Origin of the sequence: Kolteria novifilia, assembly GCA_007748055.1 — a bacterium.
GTDB lineage: Bacteria > Planctomycetota > Planctomycetia > Kolteriales > Kolteriaceae > Kolteria > Kolteria novifilia.
Genome location: CP036279.1, coordinates 3,540,137 through 3,561,099, shown reverse-complemented (window position 1 = coordinate 3,561,099; position 20,963 = coordinate 3,540,137). Strand labels below are relative to the sequence as shown.

18 protein-coding genes are annotated in these 20,963 nt (G+C 61.0%); 14 read left to right on the top strand and 4 right to left on the bottom strand.

The annotated features are described in order from the left end of the window. The first annotated feature begins 101 nt into the window (after positions 1-101). From Pan216_RS12985 to plsX, 3 genes are all read left to right on the top strand, one after another. Entirely contained in the window at positions 102-602 is a 501-nt protein-coding gene (locus Pan216_RS12985; RefSeq protein ID WP_419193608.1) for an FxsA family protein, read from the top strand. A 525-nt stretch (positions 603-1,127) separates the two neighbouring features. Then, entirely contained in the window at positions 1,128-1,313 is a 186-nt protein-coding gene (gene rpmF / locus Pan216_RS12980) for a 50S ribosomal protein L32 (protein ID WP_145258402.1), read from the top strand. 4 nt (positions 1,314-1,317) lie between these two features. Then, positions 1,318-2,340 carry a phosphate acyltransferase PlsX gene (gene plsX / locus Pan216_RS12975; RefSeq protein ID WP_145258401.1) on the top strand — a complete coding sequence of 341 codons (1,023 nt, stop codon included), beginning with the start codon at positions 1,318-1,320 and terminating at the stop codon, positions 2,338-2,340. A gap of 54 nt (positions 2,341-2,394) precedes the next feature. Here plsX and Pan216_RS12970 read toward each other — a convergent pair whose 3' ends face one another. Together Pan216_RS12970 and Pan216_RS12965 are read right to left on the bottom strand one after the other, a co-directional pair. Further along, a complete protein-coding gene (locus tag Pan216_RS12970) occupies positions 2,395-2,925 on the bottom strand; it encodes a hypothetical protein (RefSeq protein ID WP_145258400.1) in 531 nt (176 codons plus the stop codon). After that, positions 2,922-3,683, bottom strand: coding sequence for a hypothetical protein (locus tag Pan216_RS12965; protein WP_145258399.1), 762 nt, complete (start codon positions 3,681-3,683; stop codon positions 2,922-2,924). The genes Pan216_RS12970 and Pan216_RS12965 overlap by 4 nt, the downstream gene beginning before the upstream one ends. Before the next feature lie 473 nt (positions 3,684-4,156). Between Pan216_RS12965 and Pan216_RS12960 the strand changes: the two genes are divergently transcribed. Continuing rightward, entirely contained in the window at positions 4,157-5,677 is a 1,521-nt protein-coding gene (locus Pan216_RS12960; RefSeq protein WP_145258398.1) for a hypothetical protein, read from the top strand. A gap of 473 nt (positions 5,678-6,150) precedes the next feature. On the opposite strand, the gene Pan216_RS12955 is transcribed toward Pan216_RS12960, so the two are convergent. After that, positions 6,151-6,990 carry a sugar phosphate isomerase/epimerase family protein gene (locus Pan216_RS12955; RefSeq protein ID WP_419193607.1) on the bottom strand — a complete coding sequence of 280 codons (840 nt, stop codon included), beginning with the start codon at positions 6,988-6,990 and terminating at the stop codon, positions 6,151-6,153. Between the two features lie 218 nt (positions 6,991-7,208). Here Pan216_RS12955 and Pan216_RS12950 point away from each other — a divergent pair, with 218 nt between their 5' ends. The 5 genes from Pan216_RS12950 (at position 7,209) to Pan216_RS12930 (ending at position 13,971) form a co-directional block, all read left to right on the top strand. Further along, entirely contained in the window at positions 7,209-8,180 is a 972-nt protein-coding gene (locus tag Pan216_RS12950; RefSeq protein ID WP_419193606.1) for a DUF1573 domain-containing protein, read from the top strand. Between the two features lie 382 nt (positions 8,181-8,562). Then, the gene (gene aspS, locus Pan216_RS12945) at positions 8,563-10,314 is read left to right on the top strand and encodes an aspartate--tRNA ligase (RefSeq protein WP_145258396.1); all 1,752 of its coding nucleotides are present in this window, start codon (positions 8,563-8,565) and stop codon (positions 10,312-10,314) included. Positions 10,315-10,329: 15 nt separating this feature from the next. Beyond that, positions 10,330-10,908 (top strand): hypothetical protein, encoded by a 579-nt coding sequence (locus Pan216_RS12940; protein ID WP_145258395.1) that lies wholly within the window; start codon positions 10,330-10,332, stop codon positions 10,906-10,908. 285 nt (positions 10,909-11,193) lie between these two features. Then, positions 11,194-13,395, top strand: a complete 2,202-nt coding sequence (locus tag Pan216_RS12935; RefSeq protein ID WP_145258394.1) for a glycosyl hydrolase family 95 catalytic domain-containing protein — start codon at positions 11,194-11,196, stop codon at positions 13,393-13,395. Positions 13,396-13,482: 87 nt separating this feature from the next. After that, a complete protein-coding gene (locus tag Pan216_RS12930; RefSeq protein ID WP_419193605.1) occupies positions 13,483-13,971 on the top strand; it encodes a DinB family protein in 489 nt (162 codons plus the stop codon). 17 nt (positions 13,972-13,988) lie between these two features. Here Pan216_RS12930 and Pan216_RS12925 read toward each other — a convergent pair whose 3' ends face one another. After that, positions 13,989-14,432 carry a nucleoside deaminase gene (locus Pan216_RS12925; protein WP_145258392.1) on the bottom strand — a complete coding sequence of 148 codons (444 nt, stop codon included), beginning with the start codon at positions 14,430-14,432 and terminating at the stop codon, positions 13,989-13,991. Positions 14,433-14,718: 286 nt separating this feature from the next. On the opposite strand from Pan216_RS12925, the gene Pan216_RS12920 reads away from it, so the two are divergent. The 5 genes from Pan216_RS12920 to Pan216_RS12900 all read left to right on the top strand — a co-directional run bounded on the left by Pan216_RS12920 (position 14,719) and on the right by Pan216_RS12900 (position 20,866). After that, positions 14,719-16,029, top strand: coding sequence for a TolC family protein (locus tag Pan216_RS12920; protein ID WP_419193604.1), 1,311 nt, complete (start codon positions 14,719-14,721; stop codon positions 16,027-16,029). Between the two features lie 118 nt (positions 16,030-16,147). Beyond that, entirely contained in the window at positions 16,148-17,245 is a 1,098-nt protein-coding gene (locus Pan216_RS12915; RefSeq protein ID WP_145258390.1) for an HlyD family efflux transporter periplasmic adaptor subunit, read from the top strand. 65 nt (positions 17,246-17,310) lie between these two features. After that, the gene (locus Pan216_RS12910; RefSeq protein ID WP_419193603.1) at positions 17,311-18,510 is read left to right on the top strand and encodes an FtsX-like permease family protein; all 1,200 of its coding nucleotides are present in this window, start codon (positions 17,311-17,313) and stop codon (positions 18,508-18,510) included. Then, positions 18,507-19,751 carry an ABC transporter permease DevC gene (devC, locus tag Pan216_RS12905; RefSeq protein ID WP_419193602.1) on the top strand — a complete coding sequence of 415 codons (1,245 nt, stop codon included), beginning with the start codon at positions 18,507-18,509 and terminating at the stop codon, positions 19,749-19,751. The genes Pan216_RS12910 and devC overlap by 4 nt, the downstream gene beginning before the upstream one ends. After that, positions 19,748-20,866, top strand: coding sequence for an ATP-binding cassette domain-containing protein (locus tag Pan216_RS12900; RefSeq protein WP_145258387.1), 1,119 nt, complete (start codon positions 19,748-19,750; stop codon positions 20,864-20,866). Before devC ends, Pan216_RS12900 begins: the two co-directional genes overlap by 4 nt. Positions 20,867-20,963 lie beyond the last annotated feature (97 nt).

Genomic DNA, 20,963 nt, shown 5'->3' with positions numbered 1-20,963 from the left:
GTCCATGTGCCACAGGCGCCGCGAATAAACTTCGTGACGTCATGGGTCAAGCCCAATATCTCTTCCGTTCACTGTCGCCACTCCGATTCATCGAGCAGTCCATGCTGATTCGCCTGATCCTTTTGTTGACTTGCGTTCCCCTGGTCGAGCTGTTCGTCCTGCTTCAGGTCCACGGATGGATGGCGCAGCGCCTCGGCAGCACGATGGCGACGATGGTGACGATCGGCAGCATTTTGGTCACCGGGGTTCTCGGAGCGGTCCTTGCCCGCCAGCAATCGCTTTCGGTTTTCCGAAGCATTTCCCAGCGGTTTCGCGGAGGCGGCATCCCTGGCCCGGAACTGGTCGACGCGGCGCTTGTCCTGGTCGGGTCGGCGTTGTTGTTGACGCCCGGGTTTCTGACCGATGCTGGCGGTTTCGCTCTCCTGTTGCCCCCAACCCGCAAACTTTGCCGAGAGCGTCTGGTCAGGTGGTTTCAGGAGCGGATACGCCGAGGGGACATCCGCTTTCACGGGGGATTCTCCCAACAAGGGGGGCCCCGCCCTTACGATCGCCCGGACGTAGTCGACGTTCCTCCCCACCTGGACAAGGACGTGAAGGACTGAGGTGCTTGGCGATCCCGATCCTCGATGGGCTCTATTTCTTCAGCCAATCTTCACCAAGTGGCTTCGAGGGCTCAAGGAGAGACGCGAACGCTGCTCGCGCCCGTCGGTCGGCCTGTGGATAAACTGTCAGAAAATTCCCAAGTGTCCAAAGATGGCGTGAGCAAATGGTCTGGGGCATGCTTGCGGGGCGTGTACTTGACTGTGAGCGGGTTAATCGTAACTCAATTGTTTTGATATCACTGCCTTAGGGCATCTCATTCGCCAGGTGGCGAGCTCACCGGTCAGGCCACGGAATTGCCCGACTGGGCGAACCAACTGGGAGCTTAACGGTTACGCACGGCATTCGGCATGCCGCATCGAGTGAGGTGTGAATCGCCTGATTGACTTCGTGAACGAATGTGAGACACTACGTTCGCAGTCGTCATCGCGGTTCCCAACCGACGATCGGCCAATCGCCTGACATGCCGCCGACAAGCATCGGCACGGAAATCTCGCGATACCGAAGAACGGAAGGAAGGATCGGACATGGCTGTACCCAAGAGACGGAAGTCTCATTCCAAGACGAGGTTGGGACGCGCCAACAAGGCGTTGACCAAGCCTCGATTCATTCACTGTTCGAACTGTGGAGCGGCGACTCAACCCCATCGCGTCTGCGAAGCTTGCGGATACTTTCAGGGCCGAGTCGTGGTTTCCCAAGAGGAGGCGCCTTAACGCGATGCGACTCGCAGTCGATGCCATGGGTGGCGATCACGGACCCGAACCGGTGGTCTCAGGTGTCTTGAGCGCCTTGGAGACCGACGAGGATCTCTCGGTAGTTCTCGTTGGGGATCAGGACCAGATCGAACCACACCTCGACGCTACGGCGTCGGTTCTCGATCGGATCAGCTTCAATCACACCGTCGAAATCGTCGGGATGGACGAAAGTCCCGCCAAGGCGATGCGGAACAAGCCCGAAGCGTCGACGTTTCGGTGCTGGGATCTGCTCTCGGCCGGCGACGTTGAAGGTGTCATCAGCGCCGGGAATACCGGAGCGGTGGTTGCCGGGGCCTTGATGAGTCGGCGCTTTTTGCCCGGCATCAAGAAGCCCGCAATCGCCGTGACGGTCCCCTCCCCGGTCGGTTGGTCCGTCCTGCTGGACGTCGGCGCGAACGTCAATCCGCGGCCTAGCCATCTCTTCAACTTCGGCCTGATGGGACTTATCTACGCCAAGCAAATGCTTGGACAGGACAATCCCTCGATCGGGCTGCTCAATATCGGCACCGAAGAGGCCAAGGGCAACGACCTGGCGAAAGAGACGATTCATCTCTTCAACCAGAGTCCTCTTCGCGACCAGTTCCACGGCAACGTCGAAGGCCGGGACATCTTCCGTGGCGTGGTCGACGTCATCGTCTGCGAAGGCTTCGTCGGCAACATCGTACTGAAGTGCTGCGAAGGGATGGTCGACTTCCTGATGGAAGCGGCCGGCCAAGAGCTACTCTGCACGCTCCGGGACGAACGAGAACTCGGCCGTCAGGCCCTCAGCAAGCTTCACCGTCGCTATCACCACAGCGAAGTCGGTGGAGCTCCCCTTCTCGGCATCGACGGTGTCTGCATGATCTGCCATGGGGCCAGCGACGCCCGCGCGATCCGCAACGCCCTGGGCGCTGCCAAGCAGTTCCGCGTCGTCAACAAGATGATCTCTCAAGAGATGGAACACACTCGCAACTGTTCCAAAGTCGAAGCGGAAGCCAGCGCCTAAGTTCGGCCACGTCGTCCGACTGGAACCATTGGTTCCTTCGAGCCCGGGACTTTCTTAGTCTCGGGCCTTTTCATGCGCCGAGGGCTCGGCTGCTTCGGAAGGGGGCCCCGAAGACTCCAATTGCGCCCGTTCCTTGATCCGAATGCGCTCCTGGCGGTAGCGTTCCCCAATCGCAAGGTCGAATGCCAAATGCTTGGGGTTCTCCCCCGCCCCGCGGTACATCGCGAGGCACCGATAGCACACCGTGACGTCTTTTCTGGTGTGAAAGAGAAGAAAATCGATCAACATTGAGCCGAAAAGGACCAAAATCCATCCAATCCAGCTGTAGTACAGCCAGAAAATCGACGCGAGGACGAACCCGACGCCGATAATCAGCCAGCCCAACTGTGGCGGAAAGTCCTTCTGCATGTAGAGGTCATCCGTCCCGCAAACGGGGCAGCGTTGGATGACCTCCCCTTCGATCGCCTCGTGGTTGATCGCTCGCGTCTCCCCGCAGGCATCGCAGCGTGCCTCAGCCGCCGCCGAAACGTCCACAAGATGACAGATCGCTTTACAGGTAGAACACTCCCACTGCATGTTGATCACACCGGTACTCCCGCGAGTCGATTGAGCGCGATGGCGGAGACCTCCCCGATCATCGTGACGATGACCGCCACGTAGAGGATGCCCGTCGCGGCTTGCGTGTGTTTGTACTTCAGCACCTGCCACGCCATGACCGAAAGCACCAGCGGCGCCAGCAAGCCGACGATCAATCGTAGGCTGACGTAGAACCACCAACTCCCGCTGGCCAAGGGGGCGACATCGCTCGCCGGCCCGAATTGGTTGCTCAACAGGAGGCCCGTCAACGACGACAGGCTCCGCAGCGACGCGGCGAAGAAGATGCTCAGGATCAGTCGACGCAGTGGCGTCAGCGACATCCAGGGAGCCGTCAGATAGTCGTGTCCGAGCAACATCGCTCCCAGACACGCCCCCATCAACCACGCTCCTGTCAGCGCGTTGGCGACCTCCAGCGCCGCCCACGAATGGGCTCCCGCGAGGGTTTGCTCAACGAGCACGCCGATCAGCAGGACGCCCATCGCGAGCCCCAGATTGCGCGCTGCCCCAATCCGTTCGAGCGCCCAAAGGAAAAAGCAGAGATAGCAACCAACCGCCCCAACCACGATCAGCGTCGAGCGCACCATCGAGGAGTCGTTCCAGCCGCTAAGAAACGACAGGACCAAGAGCCCTAGGCAGACCAACCAAGACGTCCGAAAGAAACCGGGATGGACATCCGTCGTCGGCAAGAGCGGCAACGTCCACGCGAGCCCGGCTGCGAGAGAGACGGCAAATAGACTGAGTTCCATGGCGCTATCTTATGGATCCTCCCCCGGTGTACTTCCCGCTGCCCGGTCGATCGCCGACCTCCCGCGGCGGTTGCCTTGGTCGAGGACGTCGCCAAGCGGCCATCATTCGTTCCTGACGGAGACCACGGGCGTGTAGGAGAGTTCGTTCTACGAACGCGCCGCTCCGTTCCCTGGCGGTATCCTGGTCTTTCTACGCGACAGATGTAAATTGGTCGAGGCGGGGCACGCTCGCGGGAAAGAGCCGAGAGCACCACGACGGCGCACGTCCCTCGGTCGGATGTTCGACCGAGCAAACCACGCCAACAAGCCGGCGAAGACTGAAACCAAGGACCTCCGCCAAGCCCAAGGAGAAGAACGACGGGCGAATCCGTCGATTCGTCGCGTTCTCTTGACGTGGAGATCGATCGAGAGAAGGGTCCGCATCCGGCATCGAATCGCTCTACGGTCTGCAAGGGGAACTGGGATCATCAGGCGTGGAACATAGTCGCACCCATCACTCGCCATCGGCCCGGAAGCTGACGCCACTCTCGATCGTGGTGCTCACCGCGCTGGCGACATTCGGGTTCACGCTCTCCTATGGGACCCTGTACTCGGCTCCACTTCTGTGGTTCGCGCCGATCCCGCTCCTACTGATCGCGTTTCAAACCTCGTGGCTCGTCGCGGGCGTGCTGACCTTCGGCGTCTTCAGCCTCGCCTTCATCGACGTCTTCGTCACCTTCGGCTTCTCGGCCGACGCGCAGAGAATCCTCACCTTCATCGGTCACGGAGACTATCCCCAAGCGGTCTACCTGCCGATCTTCACCTTCGCTCTGGTTCAAACCGTCATCGTGCTGGCGACCCGTTTCGTTGTCCGACGGTTGGGTCACTGGAGCGTCGTCCTGATGTACCCCTCCTCGATCGTCGCTTACGAGTACCTTCTGTCGCTCTACCGCGACGGCGACGTTCATTTCAGCATCGCATACACCCAGACCTTTTTCCCCGCGATCATTCAGATCGCGAGCGCCACGGGTATCTGGGGCATCACCTTTATCTTGACCCTCTTTCCCTCCGGGATCGCGGTCGCTTGGTACTATCGACGTCAGACTGATGTCGCGGCCAGCGCCCTGTCGGTCACCTTCGTTACCCTGACGATTTGCCTGATCTTCGGCTACTTTCGGCTCTTCGATCCACCGATGGTCAATCCGCTGCGAATCGGCATGGTGGCGATTGCGCATGACGATGAGGACGAGGAAGAGTCACTTCAGATCACTACCGTGTCGCCGGACCAGACCCAGGCGTACGTCGACGCCATCGTCCGACTCTCCGAGTTGGGTTGCCAAGCGGTTCTCTGCCCCAAGCGGATGTTTCTCGTTGGAGTCGCGGAGATCGACGATTTGCTGGAACTCTTCGCCAAGACGGCAAAGTCGCAAGGAATCACCCTCGTCGCGGGGCTCACCCAGATCATTCTCGAGGACGAACGGGACACCGCCGCGACCTTTCTCCCCTCGAGCGAGCAAATCTACTTCTACGAACGCTCCGAGTTGGTTCCGGGATTCGAGGTCGATGATAGCCTGGGCGGCGATCCGGTCTTCATCTTCCAAACGAGTCCGCCCTGGGGCGTCATCATGAGCGACGGCATGGAGTATCCCCATTGGGCTCGGCTCTATTCCAACGAGGGGGTGGGTCTCGTCTTCGTCCCCGCTCGCGACGCGGTGATCGACGGACCGTTTCACGTTCGCTCGGCGATCATGCGTGGGGTTGAAGGCGGGTTCGCGGTCGCGCGGGCGAGCCAGAAGGGATGGCTCAGCGTCAGTGACTCCCGCGGTCGACTCCTCAAGTATCGGCCGACGATGTCGTCCAAGATGCAGGAACTCAGTGTCGACGTCAGCCCTGGTCGGGGGCGGTCCGTCTACGCCAGGCTCGGTGACGTCTTTCCCTGGCCGTGCATGTTGGTGACCGCTGGACTTCTCCTCGCCGCGTTCGCGATCAAGCCCGAGTCAATCGCGGATCATTAAGCTGTTGAGGTCCGCGGGAAACACCTCGAAGCAGGGCTCTCGAAGAGACCCCCTCTATCTCCCCCTTGCACAAGGGGGAGCAGCATGACTTGACCTTGGACAAGGGGGAGCACAAGAAGTGTCCGTGTCCAAGGAGATGCACAAGAAATGCCCGTGGGGACAAGGGGAACGCCTCTTCCGTTCCTCCTTGTCCAAGGGGGGAAAGAGGGGGGTCGGTTCCTCGACCATCGCGGCTCCGGAACCCCATTCGCAAAATCCCGTTCCGTCCCCCCTTCTTCCAAAGAGGGCTATCGCGAGACTCCCGCGATGGCTAGCAGTCCGTTGCCTCAAGCGGGCCAAGGCGAGAACGAGCCATGTTGGCCAAGATCAAGGAGAAGAAACGCGGGCGAATCCGTCGATTCGCCGAGCTTCATTGACGCGGACATTGGTCAAAAGGGCCGTTCGTAGCCGGCAGCGAATAGATCAACGGGCCGCTAAGCCATCAAGCCTCGGAGCAACTCGATGCCGGCCTTGATGTCCTTGAGTCGACTGGGAACGTCGCCGGCCTCGCGTTCGATCAAGAGCGGGCCCTCGAAGCCGATCTCGTCGAGCTTGGCGACAAATCGGGGAATGTCGACCGAACCGGTTCCCAGCGGCACCTCCGCTCCCCATTCGCCGGCCGTGGTCGGGGGATGAGCGTCCTTCAGATGGACCCCGGCGATGTCAGGGCCGAGAAGGTCGAGAGCCTCGATGGGATTGCCCATGTTGTAGAGCAGCATGTTGGCGGGATCGAAGTTCACCTTAAGGTTCTTCTCGCCGAGTTCGTCCAGGGTCCGACGCAGGCACGAGGCTGTCTCCTGCCCCGTCTCGAGCATGAGCGTCACCCCTTTCTCCGCCGCGATCCCCGCCGCTTGCCGCAGTGCCGCGAGCATCTGATCCCGCTCGGGGCCATCGGACTCCGGCATGAACCCGCCGTGGCAGAGCACCTTGTCGAGCCCAAGAGCGACGGTTCGCTCGACGGCCCAGCGGAAAGTTTCGATGCGTTCCTCGCGCGTCTTCGGATTGCCGAAGCCGCCGGTTTGCTGAATCGTGGCCGGTGTGGTGTAGTCTTCCCCGGGAAATCCGATCATCGCCGAACTCAAGCGAAAGGGAGCCGACTTCGCCGCGTCCACAAAAGTTTCATTCTCTTCCCAAGCGGCGTGATGGGGGTCGCCGCAAGCGATCTGCACCAGATCGACCCCAAGTTGCTCGCAGTATCCGGCAAGCTGGGGAAGATTGGTCACTTGTAACGACCAACTGCAAACGCCAATCTCGCGTCGTTTCAGACTACCCAACGTTCAATCCTCCGCTGATGCGTTATCTCTACTCAAAAACAAGAAAGTTTAGGGCCATCCGCAGGGCCTCGGAATGTCGTTGCCATTTATTCAATTCATCTTGCCGATCCGACGTGCCGATACCAAGGTTGCCGCCGAACCATCGTCGCGTGACCCCTCTCCGTGCGCCTGGAAGCCTCGTTGGCGGCAACCGAGTCTGTCTTGTGCGAGGAACAAGCATGCTGCCTAGGACTGCCGTTGCACTCCTGTGTCTCTTGTCGGTGGCCTCCTCGGTCGAAGCCGCGTCGCGACTAGGAAGCTATTTCGATACGCTCGAACACGAGTTGGGCACGCTACAGCGGGGAAAAGTGGCGAGTCAGTCCTTTCTTCTCCACAACACGGGAAGCGAGGAACTGCATATTCGAAGTCTGCGGGTCTCCTGCGGCTGTACCCGGGCCGAAACGCCTGTTCGCACGATTTCGCCCGGTCACGCCACCGCGATCAACACCGTTCTTGATACTAGCGGTTTTGAAGGTGCCAAGTCCGTAACGATCTTCGTTCAGTTCGATCGCCCCCGACGCGAAGAGGTCGCGCTGCGTTTGCACTGCGTTAGCAAGAGCGATACCGCTCAAAGCGTTCACGAGGTCGATTTCGGAATTGTCGAACAGTCAAAACCAGTACGAAAACAGCTCAATATCGACTATCGCGGCAACGCCGACTGGAAGATCGAACGACTCGACTACGGCAGTCCCTCCCTGCAAGCCGATGTCGAGGAACTCTCCCGTGACGCCGATCACGTTCGCTACCGTCTCAACGTGCTGCTGAAGGACTCCGCCCCGGCGGGACCGTTGGAGGACCGCATCCAGCTCTACACCAACGATCCGGCCAACGAGAAAGTGACCGTCGTCGTCAACGCGGTCGTCGAGCCGAGCGTCGCGGTGCTGCCGGAGACGCTCAAGTTCGGCAAGCTCGTCTCGGGCAAGAAGGTGACCAAGAACCTCGTCATCAAGTCGAGCAGCCCCTTCCGAATCCTCCGTGTCGACAATACCAAGGGACACTTCAAGATTCGCTCCGCGCCGACCGCGAAGAAGACGCAACTCGTCGTCGTCACGCTCGACGTCCCCAGCGACACCAGCGACGTGACCGACCATCTCGAGTTCGTCACCGATCTCTCCGACGAGCAGGTGATCACCGTCGACGTCGCCGAGTAGTCGGTCCCCGACAGATTGAATCCCCTCGCGGCCCATTCCCACTCCGGTGGCGATGGGCCGTTTGCATTCCCCTTCCCCGACCCTCTTCTCCCATCGATTCTGGTGGTGCGTCTGTTCGCTAGTGAGTCGCCCCAGTTGCTCTGCTTCCGGGGCGGGGCATCCGCAAGATTCCCGCGAGTGGACGTTGCACCTCGGGAGACGGAGTGTGTCCCAAGGAGTCGTCTCATCGAAGACATCGTGCCGTTTCCGCCAGCCTCTTCCCTTGCTCGATCGCGGCTCGGAATTGGAACCTACACTCCTCCCCTATAAAACAGACCGACTATCGAGTGCCGTCGCTCCAATCCAGAGATGGCCGGGCTAAGTCTTGCAAGGGAAATACGCAATGCCGTCATGGCAACGGACGCATACCTGTGGTGAATTGCGCCTCGATCACGAGGGCGAGGAAGCGACACTCAACGGATGGGTCAACAACTGGCGTGATCACGGCGGACTCGTCTTCATTGACTTGCGCGATCGCTACGGCATGACCCAGGTCGTCTTCGATCCCAACACCGACGAGGAAATGCACAAAGTCGCCCGCGATCTGCGGAGCGAGTACGTCATCTCCGTCGTCGGCAAAGTCGCCCCGCGTCTGGAGGGCAAGCGTAACCCGAAGCTCGACACCGGCGACATCGAGCTCAAGGCCACCAAGCTCGAACTGCTCAACCGCAGCGAGGTGACGCCCTTCGAGATCGGTCCCGAGGCCGAAGCGACCTCCGAGGAGATTCGGCTGCGCCACCGCTATCTCGACTTGCGGCGTCCGCGCATGCAGCGGATCCTCGACTTGCGTCACCGAGTCTGCAAGACAACGCGTGACTACCTGAGCGAACGCGGCTTTCTTGAAGTCGAAACGCCGATGCTGGGACGCAGCACGCCCGAGGGAGCGCGTGACTTCCTTGTCCCCAGCCGCGTCAATCCGGGCGACTTCTACGCCCTGCCGCAATCGCCACAACTCTACAAGCAGATCCTGATGGTCGCCGGCTACGACCGCTACTTTCAGATCGCGCGTTGCTTCCGGGACGAGGACCTTCGGGCCAACCGTCAGCCGGAGTTCACTCAGGTCGACATCGAAATGTCCTTCATCGACATGGACGACATCATCGGCCTCATCGAGGGCCTCGCGTGCGAGATCATGAGCGGCATCCTCGGCCGTACGATCACGCCCCCCTTCCCTCGCTACACCTGGGACGACTTGATGCGCCGCTACGGCGTCGATCGGCCCGACCTGCGTTTCGGCATGGAGATCGTCGACATCACCGGACTCGCACACGAGACCGACTTCAAGGTCTTCCAGCAGGCCCCATCGGTTCGCGGACTCAATGCCAAGGGCGCGGCCGACAGGTACAGCCGCAAGGGACTCGACGAGCTGACCGCGTTCGCCGGCGAGTACGGTGCTCGCGGTCTGGCGTGGCTCAAGGTCGACGCCAACTCGTTCACTTCGCCGATCGCGAAGTTCTTCTCCGAGGAGCAAGCGGGCAAACTCCGCGAAGCGATGGGCGCCGAGCCGGGCGACTTGCTCCTCTTCGTCGCGGACCGCTACGACGCGAGTCACGCTCCGTTGGCGGCACTGCGGCACCGCCTGGGCAAGGAGCTCGAACTCTACAACCCCGACGACTTCCATTTCTCGTGGTGCGTCGACTTCCCGCTTCTTGAGCACGACGCCGACACGGGCCACTGGGTGGCCCGGCACCATCCCTTCACGATGCCGCTCGAGGAGGATTGGCACCTTCTCGAAACCGAGCCCGAGAAGGTCCGTGCCAAGGCCTACGACCTGATCGTCAACGGCGAGGAGGCGGCGGGAGGCACCATCCGTCTGCACAAGCCCGATCTGCAAGCGAAGGTCTTCTCCCTAATCGGACTCGACGAGGAAGAAGCTCAGAAGCGTTTCGGATTCCTTCTCGACGCCCTCAAGTACGGTGCCCCTCCCCACGGCGGCATCGCGATGGGGCTCGACCGTTGGGTCATGCTCCTGGCGAAACTCGAGAACATTCGTGACTGCATCGCGTTTCCGAAGACTCAGCGAGCCACCGATCTGATGACCGGTGCTCCGTCGGAGGTTGAGCCTCGCCATCTACGCGAGCTGGGTCTCAAGTAGCTCCGGAGGATCGAGATGAGTGACTTCCATCCTGCCGAGTATGGACCGGTCTTCGCCGAGCTGATCGACGCCGAGCGACTGCCATCGCTGGGGCCGGGGACACCGGACCGAGAACTGCGCGGTCGTCTCTCCTCGCTGACCGCCTCGGAAGCGTTCGCCCACGTCCCCATGGCCGAGAAGACCTACTCGGCCGCCTGCCTCTCGGGCCTTTGGTTGCTCCACGACTTTCTCGAGGAGTCGCACACGATCAGTCAACAGATCGGCAACGCCACCGGCAGTTTCTGGCACGGCATCATGCACCGCCGCGAGGGGGACTTCGGCAATAGCAAGTACTGGTTCCGACGCGTCGGCCACCATCCGGTCTTTGTGGCCCTCGCCCGTGAAACGACCGCGCTCACACGGAGCCAGAACGACTTGCCGGCGGAGGCCGAGTATCTGACCGAGCAGTCCGACTGGGATCCGTACCGCTTCGTCGATCTCTGCGAACAGTTCGTTGGCTCCGGCACCCAGGACGAGACCTTCCTTCAGCACCTTCAGATGCTGGAGTGGCAGTTGCTCTTCGACGACTCCTACCGCCACGCCGTCGCGGTTTAGCGGTCCATTGATCTATTCGATGCCGGCTACGAGCGGCCCTTTTTAACCAATCTCGGCGTCCAAGAATCTCGACGAAACTACCGATTCGCCTCCGTTTCTATTCCTTGATCTTGGCCAACATGGCTCGATCTCGACTTGGCCCGCGTAAATCAACGGACTGTTAGACGCGGGCTTCCAATGGTGGGAACCCGCGCCCGTTCGTCTTGCTCTTGCTTGGTATGCCGCCCCGTCACCGGTTACACTGAGATCGACGGTTCCTGATTCGATCTCGAGAGCGCCGACGCCGTGAGCATCCTCCTCGTTTCCCTCGCGTTTCTCGCCAATCCCCCCACGGAGACGGAGAGTCTCCTTTGGGACTCCGCGCCGGCCTCGAGTTACGCACACGGCTACCCGCTCGGCAACGGCCGACTCGCGGGGGTGGTCTATGGAACTCCCGATCGCCAACGCCTTTCGATCAATCATGTCGGCGTTCGCCAACCATTCGACCGGCGGCGGATGATCGAAGACCTGATCGCGCAATGGGAACAGGTACGGCAACAGGAGAGAACCGGACATCTGGACAAAGCTCGCGAGACCGCCGACCGACTACTTCACCAAGCTCCCACTCGACCAGGCGGCCCGGTCCTGATCGCCGACGTGACGCTCACCTTTCCCGGTCACGTTAAAGCCTCCGACTACAGGCGGAAACTCGACCTGTCGACCGGAATCGCTCGCACGAGCTACCGCGTCGGGACGACTCGGTACGCGATCGAAACGCTCGCTCAATCGTCTGGCGGCCCGTTGGCCATTCGCCTGGAAAGTGACGGCGGGAAGGGATTCACGGGAACGATTGAGTTCTCTCGCCCGCGCGATCCAGAGTGCCGCCTTTCGGCCTGGTCGGCGCCGGGTATCATCGGCGTCGCCGGCCGCTTCGTCGATGACCAAGCGTTCCAACTCACCGGGCGATCGCTCCTGCTCAAGGGAGGCAGCATTCGCGAAGTCTCCGACAAACGAGCAGTCTGGGAACTCGAGAACGTCCGCGAACTACTTCTCTTGATCGACGTGGAACTCACCGATGAGGACGCGTATGCCCTCGTGGCACGCTATGAACGAGACCATCCTCCAAAGGACTATCGCTGGTTTCGACTGATGCACAGCGCTCGCCAAGGGCGTCGCTTTCGCCGTGCCCGACTGCACTTGGGGAGTCCGTCCCCCGATCGACTTTCGACCGCTCAGTTGCTCGAAGCGTGCCGGGAGAGTGGCAAGCTCAGTCCCAGCCTCGCCCAGCAATACATCGACGTTGGGCGGTACCTGCTGATGTCGACGAGTCGGTCCGAAGGCGACGCTCCCGGTTCCTCCGGGCTCTGGGAAGCGGGCGTCCATCGGCGCGATGGGAGCGAAGAGATGGAGGCTCGCGTCGCCAATCAGTGGCCCGCGAACGTCTGGCAACTCGTCGACTCGGCGGAACCCTTCCTTGACGAGGTGATCGAGGCGGGTCTCGATGGACGACTCCTCGCCGAGAAGCTGTACGGCCAACCGGGAATCGCGATGCTTCCCAGTTCCTCCAGCAACTCTGGGATGACCGGACTCGCGATCGCCGACGAGATGTCTCGGTCGCTGTGGGATCACTTCCTCTTTGAGGACGATCGGCGGATTCTCTCGACAACATCCTATCCGTTTCTGCGTGATGTCGCCCTGTTCGCCAGCAGTGAGGACGGTTCCTCGATCGTTGCCTCGTCCGCTGACGAGGAGTCTCGGCGATCGATACTAACGAGGGCGCTCGCGGTGGCGGAGCAACTCGAAACCGACGAGGACCTCCGGGCGAGGTGGCGACGTCGACTCGATCAACTCGATCGATCCGCCCCGCAGGCCCCCCAGGTGAGTATGCCGGCCGCCTGGCGACGGGTCTATCCTGGCGCCCAGCGTCGAGAAGAGATCCCCAAGCAGGTCGCCACGGAGATTCGAGCGTTCGCAGAGTCGTTGAGCAAACAACCTCAGCCATCGTCTGGCTGGAAACAGTCGTGGATGGCCTGTCTGTTGGCCCGCCTGGGCGACGGGGACTCAGCGCACGTTCAACTAAAGACGCTAGTTCTCGGCGAATCGTCACCAAACCTTTTGCCATCGCGTGGCGCCGACTCCTTCCGGATCGACGGCCCGATCACGGCGGTCGCCGCGGTCGGCGAGATGTTGCTGCAATCGCACGGCGGCCGAATCGAACTCCTCCCCGCCCTACCCTCGGCTTGGCCCGACGGCAACGTCCAAGGACTCGTCGCACGAGGTGGCTTCGAAGTCGATCTCGCGTGGCGTGAGGGGGAAGTCGAGAACGTCGAGATCCGCTCGCGGCACGGAAACACCTGCACGCTGATCGAGCCCGCCACCGGAACATGGAAGATCAACGACGATCAGGGGCAGCCGATCGAGTGCGACCGCGAGAAGGGCCTCGTCCGATTCCCCACCGAACCGGGGAATCGTTATCGCCTCGTTTGGTCGATGGACGACTTGGACTAGCGCAGCCTTCCGAACCCTCGTCATCATGAGGACATCCTCCTATTGTGCTCCTAGGGTTCCCTAGCCAACTCAACGGAGGAGAATATCGTGTTCCCAGACTATCTGGCCAACACCGCCCGGGTAAACCTCAAGTATGCCAAAGGTCTTGTCGTCGATCTTGAAGACGAACAATTCTGCGAGCAGCCCGGAAGTATCGTCAATCATCCCGCTTGGATTCTCGCGCACATGTGCTCCGCGAACGAGACGGGGCTCTCCCTCCTCGCCCGCGAGCCGGTGATGCCGGAAGAATTGGCCGCTCGCTATCGTCGTGGCTCCGAGCCGACCGCCGAACGTTCGGACTACCCTTCGAAAGAGGAACTTCTCAGCTACTTCGAGCGGCAGACCGAGTCGCTCATCGCTGGCGTCAGGGAACTCGACCCCGCTCAGCTACAAGAGCCGATGACGATCGAACGCCTCAAGGAGCGATTTCCACACATCGGCGATGGGGTTGTCTACTTGCTCACCGCTCACCCGGCCATTCACTTGGGACAACTGAGCGCCTGGAGACGAGCGATGGGCATGGGCCCCATCAACTAAAAGTCATACCGGATGAATCAGCCTGGGGGTCGTCGAAAGAGATCGTCGCAATCCGCTTCGAGAATCCCCCCTGTCAAGGACACCTTGGCAAAACCGGCGCGACGACCAACTTCCTCGGCACGAATATCGATCTGATTCCATCCAAATCGCTGGAGCGTCGGGATCGACGTCCCATAGTAAACGTTCCCGATGCCTGCCCAAAGGATCGCCGACTGGCACATCGGGCATGGTTCCGCCGTTGTGTAGAGGGCCAGCCCGCTCCAGTCGATCTTCGGGTGATTCGTGGCACAGTCGTTGATCGCGACGATTTCGCCGTGATGGGTCGGGTTTGCCGACGCGTTGTTGACTCCCTCCGCCAAGATATGTTGGGTTCCACGCTCGACGACAACGGCGCCAAAGGCGAACTTGGGATTCTTCTTCCCCATCTCGATCGCACGCCGCATAAAGAATTCATGGTCCATGCCGGTTCTCTCCTGCTGCTTGGCCCCGAAGGCCGGACTCCCTCTACCCCACTCGATCACCAGGCGTCCACTGGCGGCTCGCACGTCGAGTCGGACTCCCAGGCGAACCGACCGACTCCCGAGGTCGACGTCGCGACCCTCCCACCGCGTTGGCTCTACAACCAGAACAATAGGAACACTTCGTTCGATCGTGCGCGTCACAATCGCCTTCGGACGTGAAGTATCCCCCATTCAACGGTCGATTCCAATCGTGATGGACCCGATTCGGACGAGAGGATGGAACCTCATGCGCCTGCGGTATGGACGACAATTCTGCGCCCTCCTTGTGCTCTCGAGCATGACGGGCCTCGTCCTTTCGGCAGCGGCCGCCTCCCCCAAGGAGGAGTCCCCTCCCCGTCCCGAGCGAACGATCAACCGCCTCGATCTCAAGATTCTTCAAGAGATTGCGTCCACAGACGCGGTCCTCGCCGACCTCAAACACGAATTCGAACAGCAGAAGCAGGCCGAACCTCTCGAAGAGGAGGAGTGCCGGCGCCTTGCCGCGGAAGCGTCGACGTCGGCGACCCTGCTCGAAATGGAACTGTCGATCGTCTTGAGCCAGAAGCTCCCTTCCGCAAACCGGGCATTGCAGGCCGCTTGCGCTCGGCGGCGACTCGAAACGGCGCTCATCTCCAACGCGGCCGTCAACGCCCGACGACGGACGGTCGCGCAGGCCCTGGAAGCATTCGTGGCCCTCGCGACCGCTCAAGCCCGGCTAGAAACACTGTGGAATACCGTGGCCGAGCTCGATGCCGCCGTCGCGGAGAGTGCTCGACTCGATCGACTCGGCATTCCGTCCGAAATGAAACCGGACAAGTTGCGCGCCGATCGGGAACACGTTCTCGCTCAGGGAGTCGCGCTGTATGAGGAAGTGGACAAGAGAAACGCACAGCTTGCCTATCTTCTCGGTCGAGATGACTCTCCGGGATCGTTCCGGCCTCGACTGAGTTGGCACATTCATCCGATCACCATCGATGTGGAAGCCACCGTCGCCCTCGGGCTCCAGAACAACGAAGAACTCCGCGTCCTCGACGAACTGGCTCGTCGGCTCGACGCCGCGACGCTCGAGACGATCGAGTCGTTTCTTCCAGGGTTGCAGCCGCTGCTGTCGATCGCCTCGGCTGGCGGACGGGGAAAGCTCGGGCTTTTACTTTCTTTCTTGTGTCCTCCGAAGCCGGACGGTTCGAGGATCGAGGCTCGTCGGGCCCAGCTTCGCTTCTACCGCGACCGACGTCGTCAGGAACTCGCAAGCGAAATCCGGGACGCGGCGGCGACGCTCGTGACCAGCCAACAGCGACTTTCGTTCGAGCGTGAGCGTTGGAAGCTCCTCCGAGATGAGTGTGACGACGCGACCCAGAAGCACGGCGAAGGCGTCTTGCCACTCCTTGCGGTCACCAACGCCAAGATTGAGCTGCGACGCCAAGAGGATGCGGTGATCTCCGCGATCGCGCAGTGGCATGGGGCTCGCGTCAAGCTCGGAGACGTGACGGGAACGCTTTGGCCGCCGGGCCAGGAAATGGTCCTTGTGACCGAGCCGGAAGACGCGCTGAAACAATGATCGCTCCCCGGCTCCCGTCGCGGTTTTTAGGGATCGGGTGTAGGATGGACCGGTAGACGGCGCGAATCCCGATCTTAAGGGTGGTGAGAAGAATGAAGAAACGTCGAGGGGTTGTCACGTGAACCGCGTATTTCTGAGCACGACGATCGGCGTGACATCCGTCGCTGGGCTCCTGCTCTTGGCGGCCGCCTTTGGTCAAGAGGCGAACACGCGTGCCGCTCAAGCGGCCACCACTCCTGAGAACACCACCTTCTCCCAGGACGCGATCCACGCCCTGGGACGGCTCGAGCCCGACGAAGGCTTGGTGATCATCGGCACTCCCCCCGGCATGCGAATCCAAGAGGTGAAGGCCGAGACCGGAGCGATGGTCGACCGAGGGGAAACGCTCGCGATTCTCGACGGATATGACACGCGGAAACAGCAACTCGCCGTGGCCAACGCCGAGCACCAACGGGCGGAGTTCCTCCGAAAGCTCAAACAGCGCCAATACAAACTCGAACGCAGCCAGTTCGACAAGACCCACGCGAAGCGGCTCGCTTCGCAACGCGAGTTGATCGGCATTCTCGAACACACGCTCGAGCTCGCCGAGTCCGATCTCAAGCGGTTCACCGACGCGAAGATCGCCGAGACCCAGATCAGTCAACAACGAATGCTCATCCATGAAACGGAAGCCAAGCTCATTCAAGCTCGTCTGCAGTTGGCCGAGTTGGAAACGGTCTCGGAGGCCCTGAAGGAGAAGCGGGCGATCGAGGACGAAGAGGTCGCCGACGGCAATCCTCAACTCGCGGTCCTCGACGAGCAAGTCGACCTCGCCAAAGCCAATCTCGACCAGACGATCGTCAAGGCCCCGCAAGATGGCGAAATACTCAAGGTTGTCGGACGCGCGGGCGAGGTTAGCGCCGGTCCCCTTCTCTTCCTTGGCGAAACTGACAAGATGGCGGCGATCGCCGAAGTCTACCAAGCCGACGTGAAGGACATCAAGCTGGGCGATACCGCTCAGGTCCGCGTCCTCGGAAAGAAGATCGGCGGCCGCGTCACCGAGATCAGCAACCTGGTCGCGAAGAACCGACTGCACAGCATCGACCCGCTCGATCGCGCCGATCGGCGGGTGATCGAGGTGAAGGTCCTCCTCGACGACGCGAGCGTCGCTGCCAACTACGTCAACATGGAAGTCGACGTACTGATCTTCCCCGGCCAGCCCGCCGAGACCCCTTGATCGCATGGAAGAGGATGGCCACCAGTCCGACCCGTCGCTGGATACCGCGTCGAACTCCCCTGTCGATGCGAAACGTGACCCATCAACGGGTCCGTTCGTTCACCGCAATCGCAGGGCTTTGCTTCGCGGTGGTTCTGGTGCTGCTACAGCTTGGCTTCCTCGGCGCGGTCGCGATCACCGCCACGAACGTCTACAATCGGCTTGCGTTCGACATCGCGCTGGTCTCTCCCGAGTACGAGCAGTTTTACAACCCCTCGTCGTTTCCGCGCAGTCGGCTTTGGCAAGCCAAGTCGATCGCCGGCGTCGTCGACGCCAAACCACTTTGGACGACCATGGGGCTCTGGCGCTGCCCCCCGAAACCGCTTGATCCATCGTCGACGTCGCTTTTCGACCGGATCCCCGTCGTCTCCAAGCCACCTCGAGGGGTGATTCGACGGGGCCTGTGCATCATCGGGGTCGACCTCGACGAGAATCCCTTTCGCGGCAAACTAGGCAAAGCGATCGACGCAGCGGCCTCGAGACTACGTGTGCGGCGAACGGTCATCCTCGACCGACTCTCGCATCCCGACTTCGGCTGGGCCGTCCGGAACGAATTCAACGGCTGGGAACTCAACAACCAAGAGGTCAGCATCGTCGACGGCTACGAACTCGGCTCCGGCTTCGCCGCCGATGGTTCGGTAATCTGTAGCGAGGAGAATTTCGTCCGCTTCGAACCAATGGCCAACGAACTCGAGGTGAACATCGGTCTGGTGAGTCTGGCCGACTCGGGGGCGGACATTGAGGAACTCGTCGAGGAGATGAACCGGCGCTTGCCCCCTGATGTCATCGCCCTGACCCGCGATCAATTGGATGATCGGGAACGCTACTACTGGGTTCGCAACACCGCCACTGGCGACCTGTTCGGTTTTGGAGTCTTCGTGGCTCTTTGCGTCGGTTGCGTCGTGATCTATCAGGTCCTCTCGGCCGACGTGATCAGTCGGCTTCCGGAGTACGCGACCCTGAAGGCGATCGGCTATTCGAATCTCTATCTCACCAGCGTCATCTTGAAGCAGGCGACGATCTACGCGATCGCCTCGTGTATTCCCGCGGTGGCGATCGCCGCGGTCCTCTACCAGATCACCGCGGCTCTGGCGAACATCCCGATGGAACTGACCTGGCAGAACATTCTCTTCGTCTTTCTGGCATCCTTGACCACGTGCATGGGGTCCGCACTGCTGACAGTGCGGCGCGTGCGAACGGCGGACCCCGCGGAGTTGTTCCGGTGAGCGCGACCACCCGGCCCGACAATCTGCCATCGCTCGCCGCGGAGACGCCCTCTTCGACCACGCCGCCCCCGTCGCGGTCGCGTCGACGCACGCCGCTCGCATGGCGGAACGTGACCGAGAAGAAGCTTCGGCTCTTGGCCTCGACGCTTGGGGTCGCGTTCGCCGTGGTGCTGATTTTCATGCAAAATGGCTTCAAGAACGCGTTCGTCGACGGCATGCTACAAATCATTGAGGTGCTCGACGGTGAGCTCTTCATCACCAGTCGCTCGCGCTACATTGTCACCGTTCGTCAGACCTTTCCTCGCCGCCGACTTGCCGAAGCTCGGCGTATCCGGGGAGTCGCCGACACCAGCCCGCTCTATGTCGAGGATCAGCTTGGACGCTGGAAGAGCACCGAGGATCGCGTCTCGCGAAAGATTCGCGTCGTCGCGTTCGATCCGGATGACTCGATCATCGGTATCCCCGAGGTCGAGGCCCAGCAGCACAAGCTCGTCGGCTACGACACGGCCCTCGCCGACCGGCGTTCGAAGAGGAACTTCTACGGCGACTTCTCCAGCCAACCCGAGTCGTTGCTCAACCGAAAGCCGTTTCGCATCGTGGGGACATACCGGCTCGGGACCGACTATCAGAACAATGGAACGCTGATGTTGAGCGAGACGAGCTTTCTCGATCTCTTTCCCCATCGCGATCAAGGCGGATTTGGCGACACGGCGGTCGATATCGGCGTCATCAAACTCGATCCCGGCGCGGATGTCCCCGTCGTCCTTGAGGCGATGCGAAACCGGCTGCCGCGCGACGTCGTCGTGCTGACAAAGAATGAGCTGCTCGCCAAAGAGTCGGCCTTCTGGAACGAGGTGACGCCCGTCGGGGTCGTCTTCAACATCGGCATCGTCATGGGATTTGTCGTCGGGGTGATGATCTGCTACCAGATTCTCTATTCCGACATTTCCGATCGCTTGCCGGAGTTCGCGACGCTCAAGGCGATGGGATACTCGAAAACGGAACTCTTTCGCGTCATACTGTCGCAGGCGATCTATCTTTCGTTCTTCGGATTCGCCGCCGGCGCTCTGGTGAGTTGGTCCCTCTACCAGTTGGTCGACTATTGGACGGGGCTGCCGATGCGGTTTCTTCCGCTCTCGGCGCTGACCGTCTTGGTGGCGACCATCCTGATGTGCGCCTTCTCGGCCTTTATCGCGGCTAGGCGTCTAACGTCGGCCGATCCCGCGGAGTTGTTTCGATGATGCACGACGCAATCGCTCCTCCTCCCGAGTCCGACGAAGCCACCGTCATCGAGGCGCGCGGCGTCGAGCACTTCTTCGGCGAGGGGGAGACCCGGACCCAAGTCCTCTTCGACAACTGTGTCTCGATCGGGCGTGGCGAGATCGTCATCATGACCGGCCCCTCCGGTTCGGGAAAGACGACCCTGCTGACGTTGATCGGAGCGCTCCGGCAGATTCAATCGGGATCGCTCCAAGTGCTCGGCCAAGAGCTTCTCGGCATGTCCGACACCAATCAGATGAAGCTGCGAAAGAACATCGGGTTCATCTTCCAGCAACACAACCTCTTCAGTTCGCTCAGCGCCCTGGAGAACGTCCGCATGGCAATCGAGCTGAAACCCTCCTCACCCAAGGAAATGGATCAGCGTGGTATCGAGATGCTCGAGCGATTGGGGATGGGAGAACGAGTCCACTATCACCCCGAGAACCTCTCCGGCGGCCAACGCCAACGGGTCGCGATCGCTCGGGCGCTGGTCAACAGGCCGCGTCTGATTCTCGCCGACGAACCGACCGCGGCGCTTGACGCCAAGTCGGGAGAGACGGTGATGGAACTCTTTCGAGAACTCGCCGAGGGCCCCACCGGCTCGACGATCCTCATTGTCACTCACGACAAACGGCTCATCGATCGCGCGAGCCGCATCATCAACATGGTCCGTGGCCGAATTATCTCCAATGTCGCGACCGAGGAGTCGGTCCACATTTGCCAAACACTCGCGCATTGCAAGCCGTTCGATCACCTCGGCGAGTCGGCGTTGGCCCAGATCGCCGATCGCATGCTTTGCGAGAACTTCGAACAAGGGAGCCGGATTATCAAGCAAGGCGACGAGGGAGACCGATTCTACGTGATCGACGAGGGGACCGTCGACGTCAGGGTCGACGACGAGCTCAAGACGGAGCTTCAGAAGGGAAGTTACTTCGGCGAGATCTCTCTCATGGAGTCTCGCCCGCGAACCGCGACGATCGTCGCGAAGACGCCCGTGAAACTCTACTCGCTGTCCAAATCGGACTTCGAGCTCGCTCTGTGTGAGCATGGAAGCCTTGAAGAGCGAATTCGCCGCGTCTATATGGAAAGACAGTAGCCGGCGGGCTTCGTCTAACGTAGTCTCTACCGGAAGCCGCATTCCCAAATACTTTCCGAACCAGCAAGCCTGGTTCTTCCTCCTTCTCTCACTGGCC

Bases quoted from the DNA above. Each gene is read 5' to 3' on its own strand.
- plsX (WP_145258401.1), top strand. From the start codon at position 1,318: ATGCGACTCGCAGTCGATGCCATGGGTGGCGATCACGGACCCGAACCG.
- rpmF (WP_145258402.1), top strand. From the start codon at position 1,128: ATGGCTGTACCCAAGAGACGGAAGTCTCATTCCAAGACGAGGTTGGGA.
- Pan216_RS12950 (WP_419193606.1), top strand. From the start codon at position 7,209: ATGCTGCCTAGGACTGCCGTTGCACTCCTGTGTCTCTTGTCGGTGGCC.
- aspS (WP_145258396.1), top strand. From the start codon at position 8,563: ATGCCGTCATGGCAACGGACGCATACCTGTGGTGAATTGCGCCTCGAT.
- Pan216_RS12920 (WP_419193604.1), top strand. From the start codon at position 14,719: ATGCGCCTGCGGTATGGACGACAATTCTGCGCCCTCCTTGTGCTCTCG.
- Pan216_RS12965 (WP_145258399.1), bottom strand. From the start codon at position 3,683: ATGGAACTCAGTCTATTTGCCGTCTCTCTCGCAGCCGGGCTCGCGTGG.
- Pan216_RS12900 (WP_145258387.1), top strand. From the start codon at position 19,748: ATGATGCACGACGCAATCGCTCCTCCTCCCGAGTCCGACGAAGCCACC.
- Pan216_RS12910 (WP_419193603.1), top strand. From the start codon at position 17,311: ATGCGAAACGTGACCCATCAACGGGTCCGTTCGTTCACCGCAATCGCA.
- Pan216_RS12940 (WP_145258395.1), top strand. From the start codon at position 10,330: ATGAGTGACTTCCATCCTGCCGAGTATGGACCGGTCTTCGCCGAGCTG.
- Pan216_RS12985 (WP_419193608.1), top strand. From the start codon at position 102: ATGCTGATTCGCCTGATCCTTTTGTTGACTTGCGTTCCCCTGGTCGAG.
- Pan216_RS12925 (WP_145258392.1), bottom strand. From the start codon at position 14,432: ATGGACCATGAATTCTTTATGCGGCGTGCGATCGAGATGGGGAAGAAG.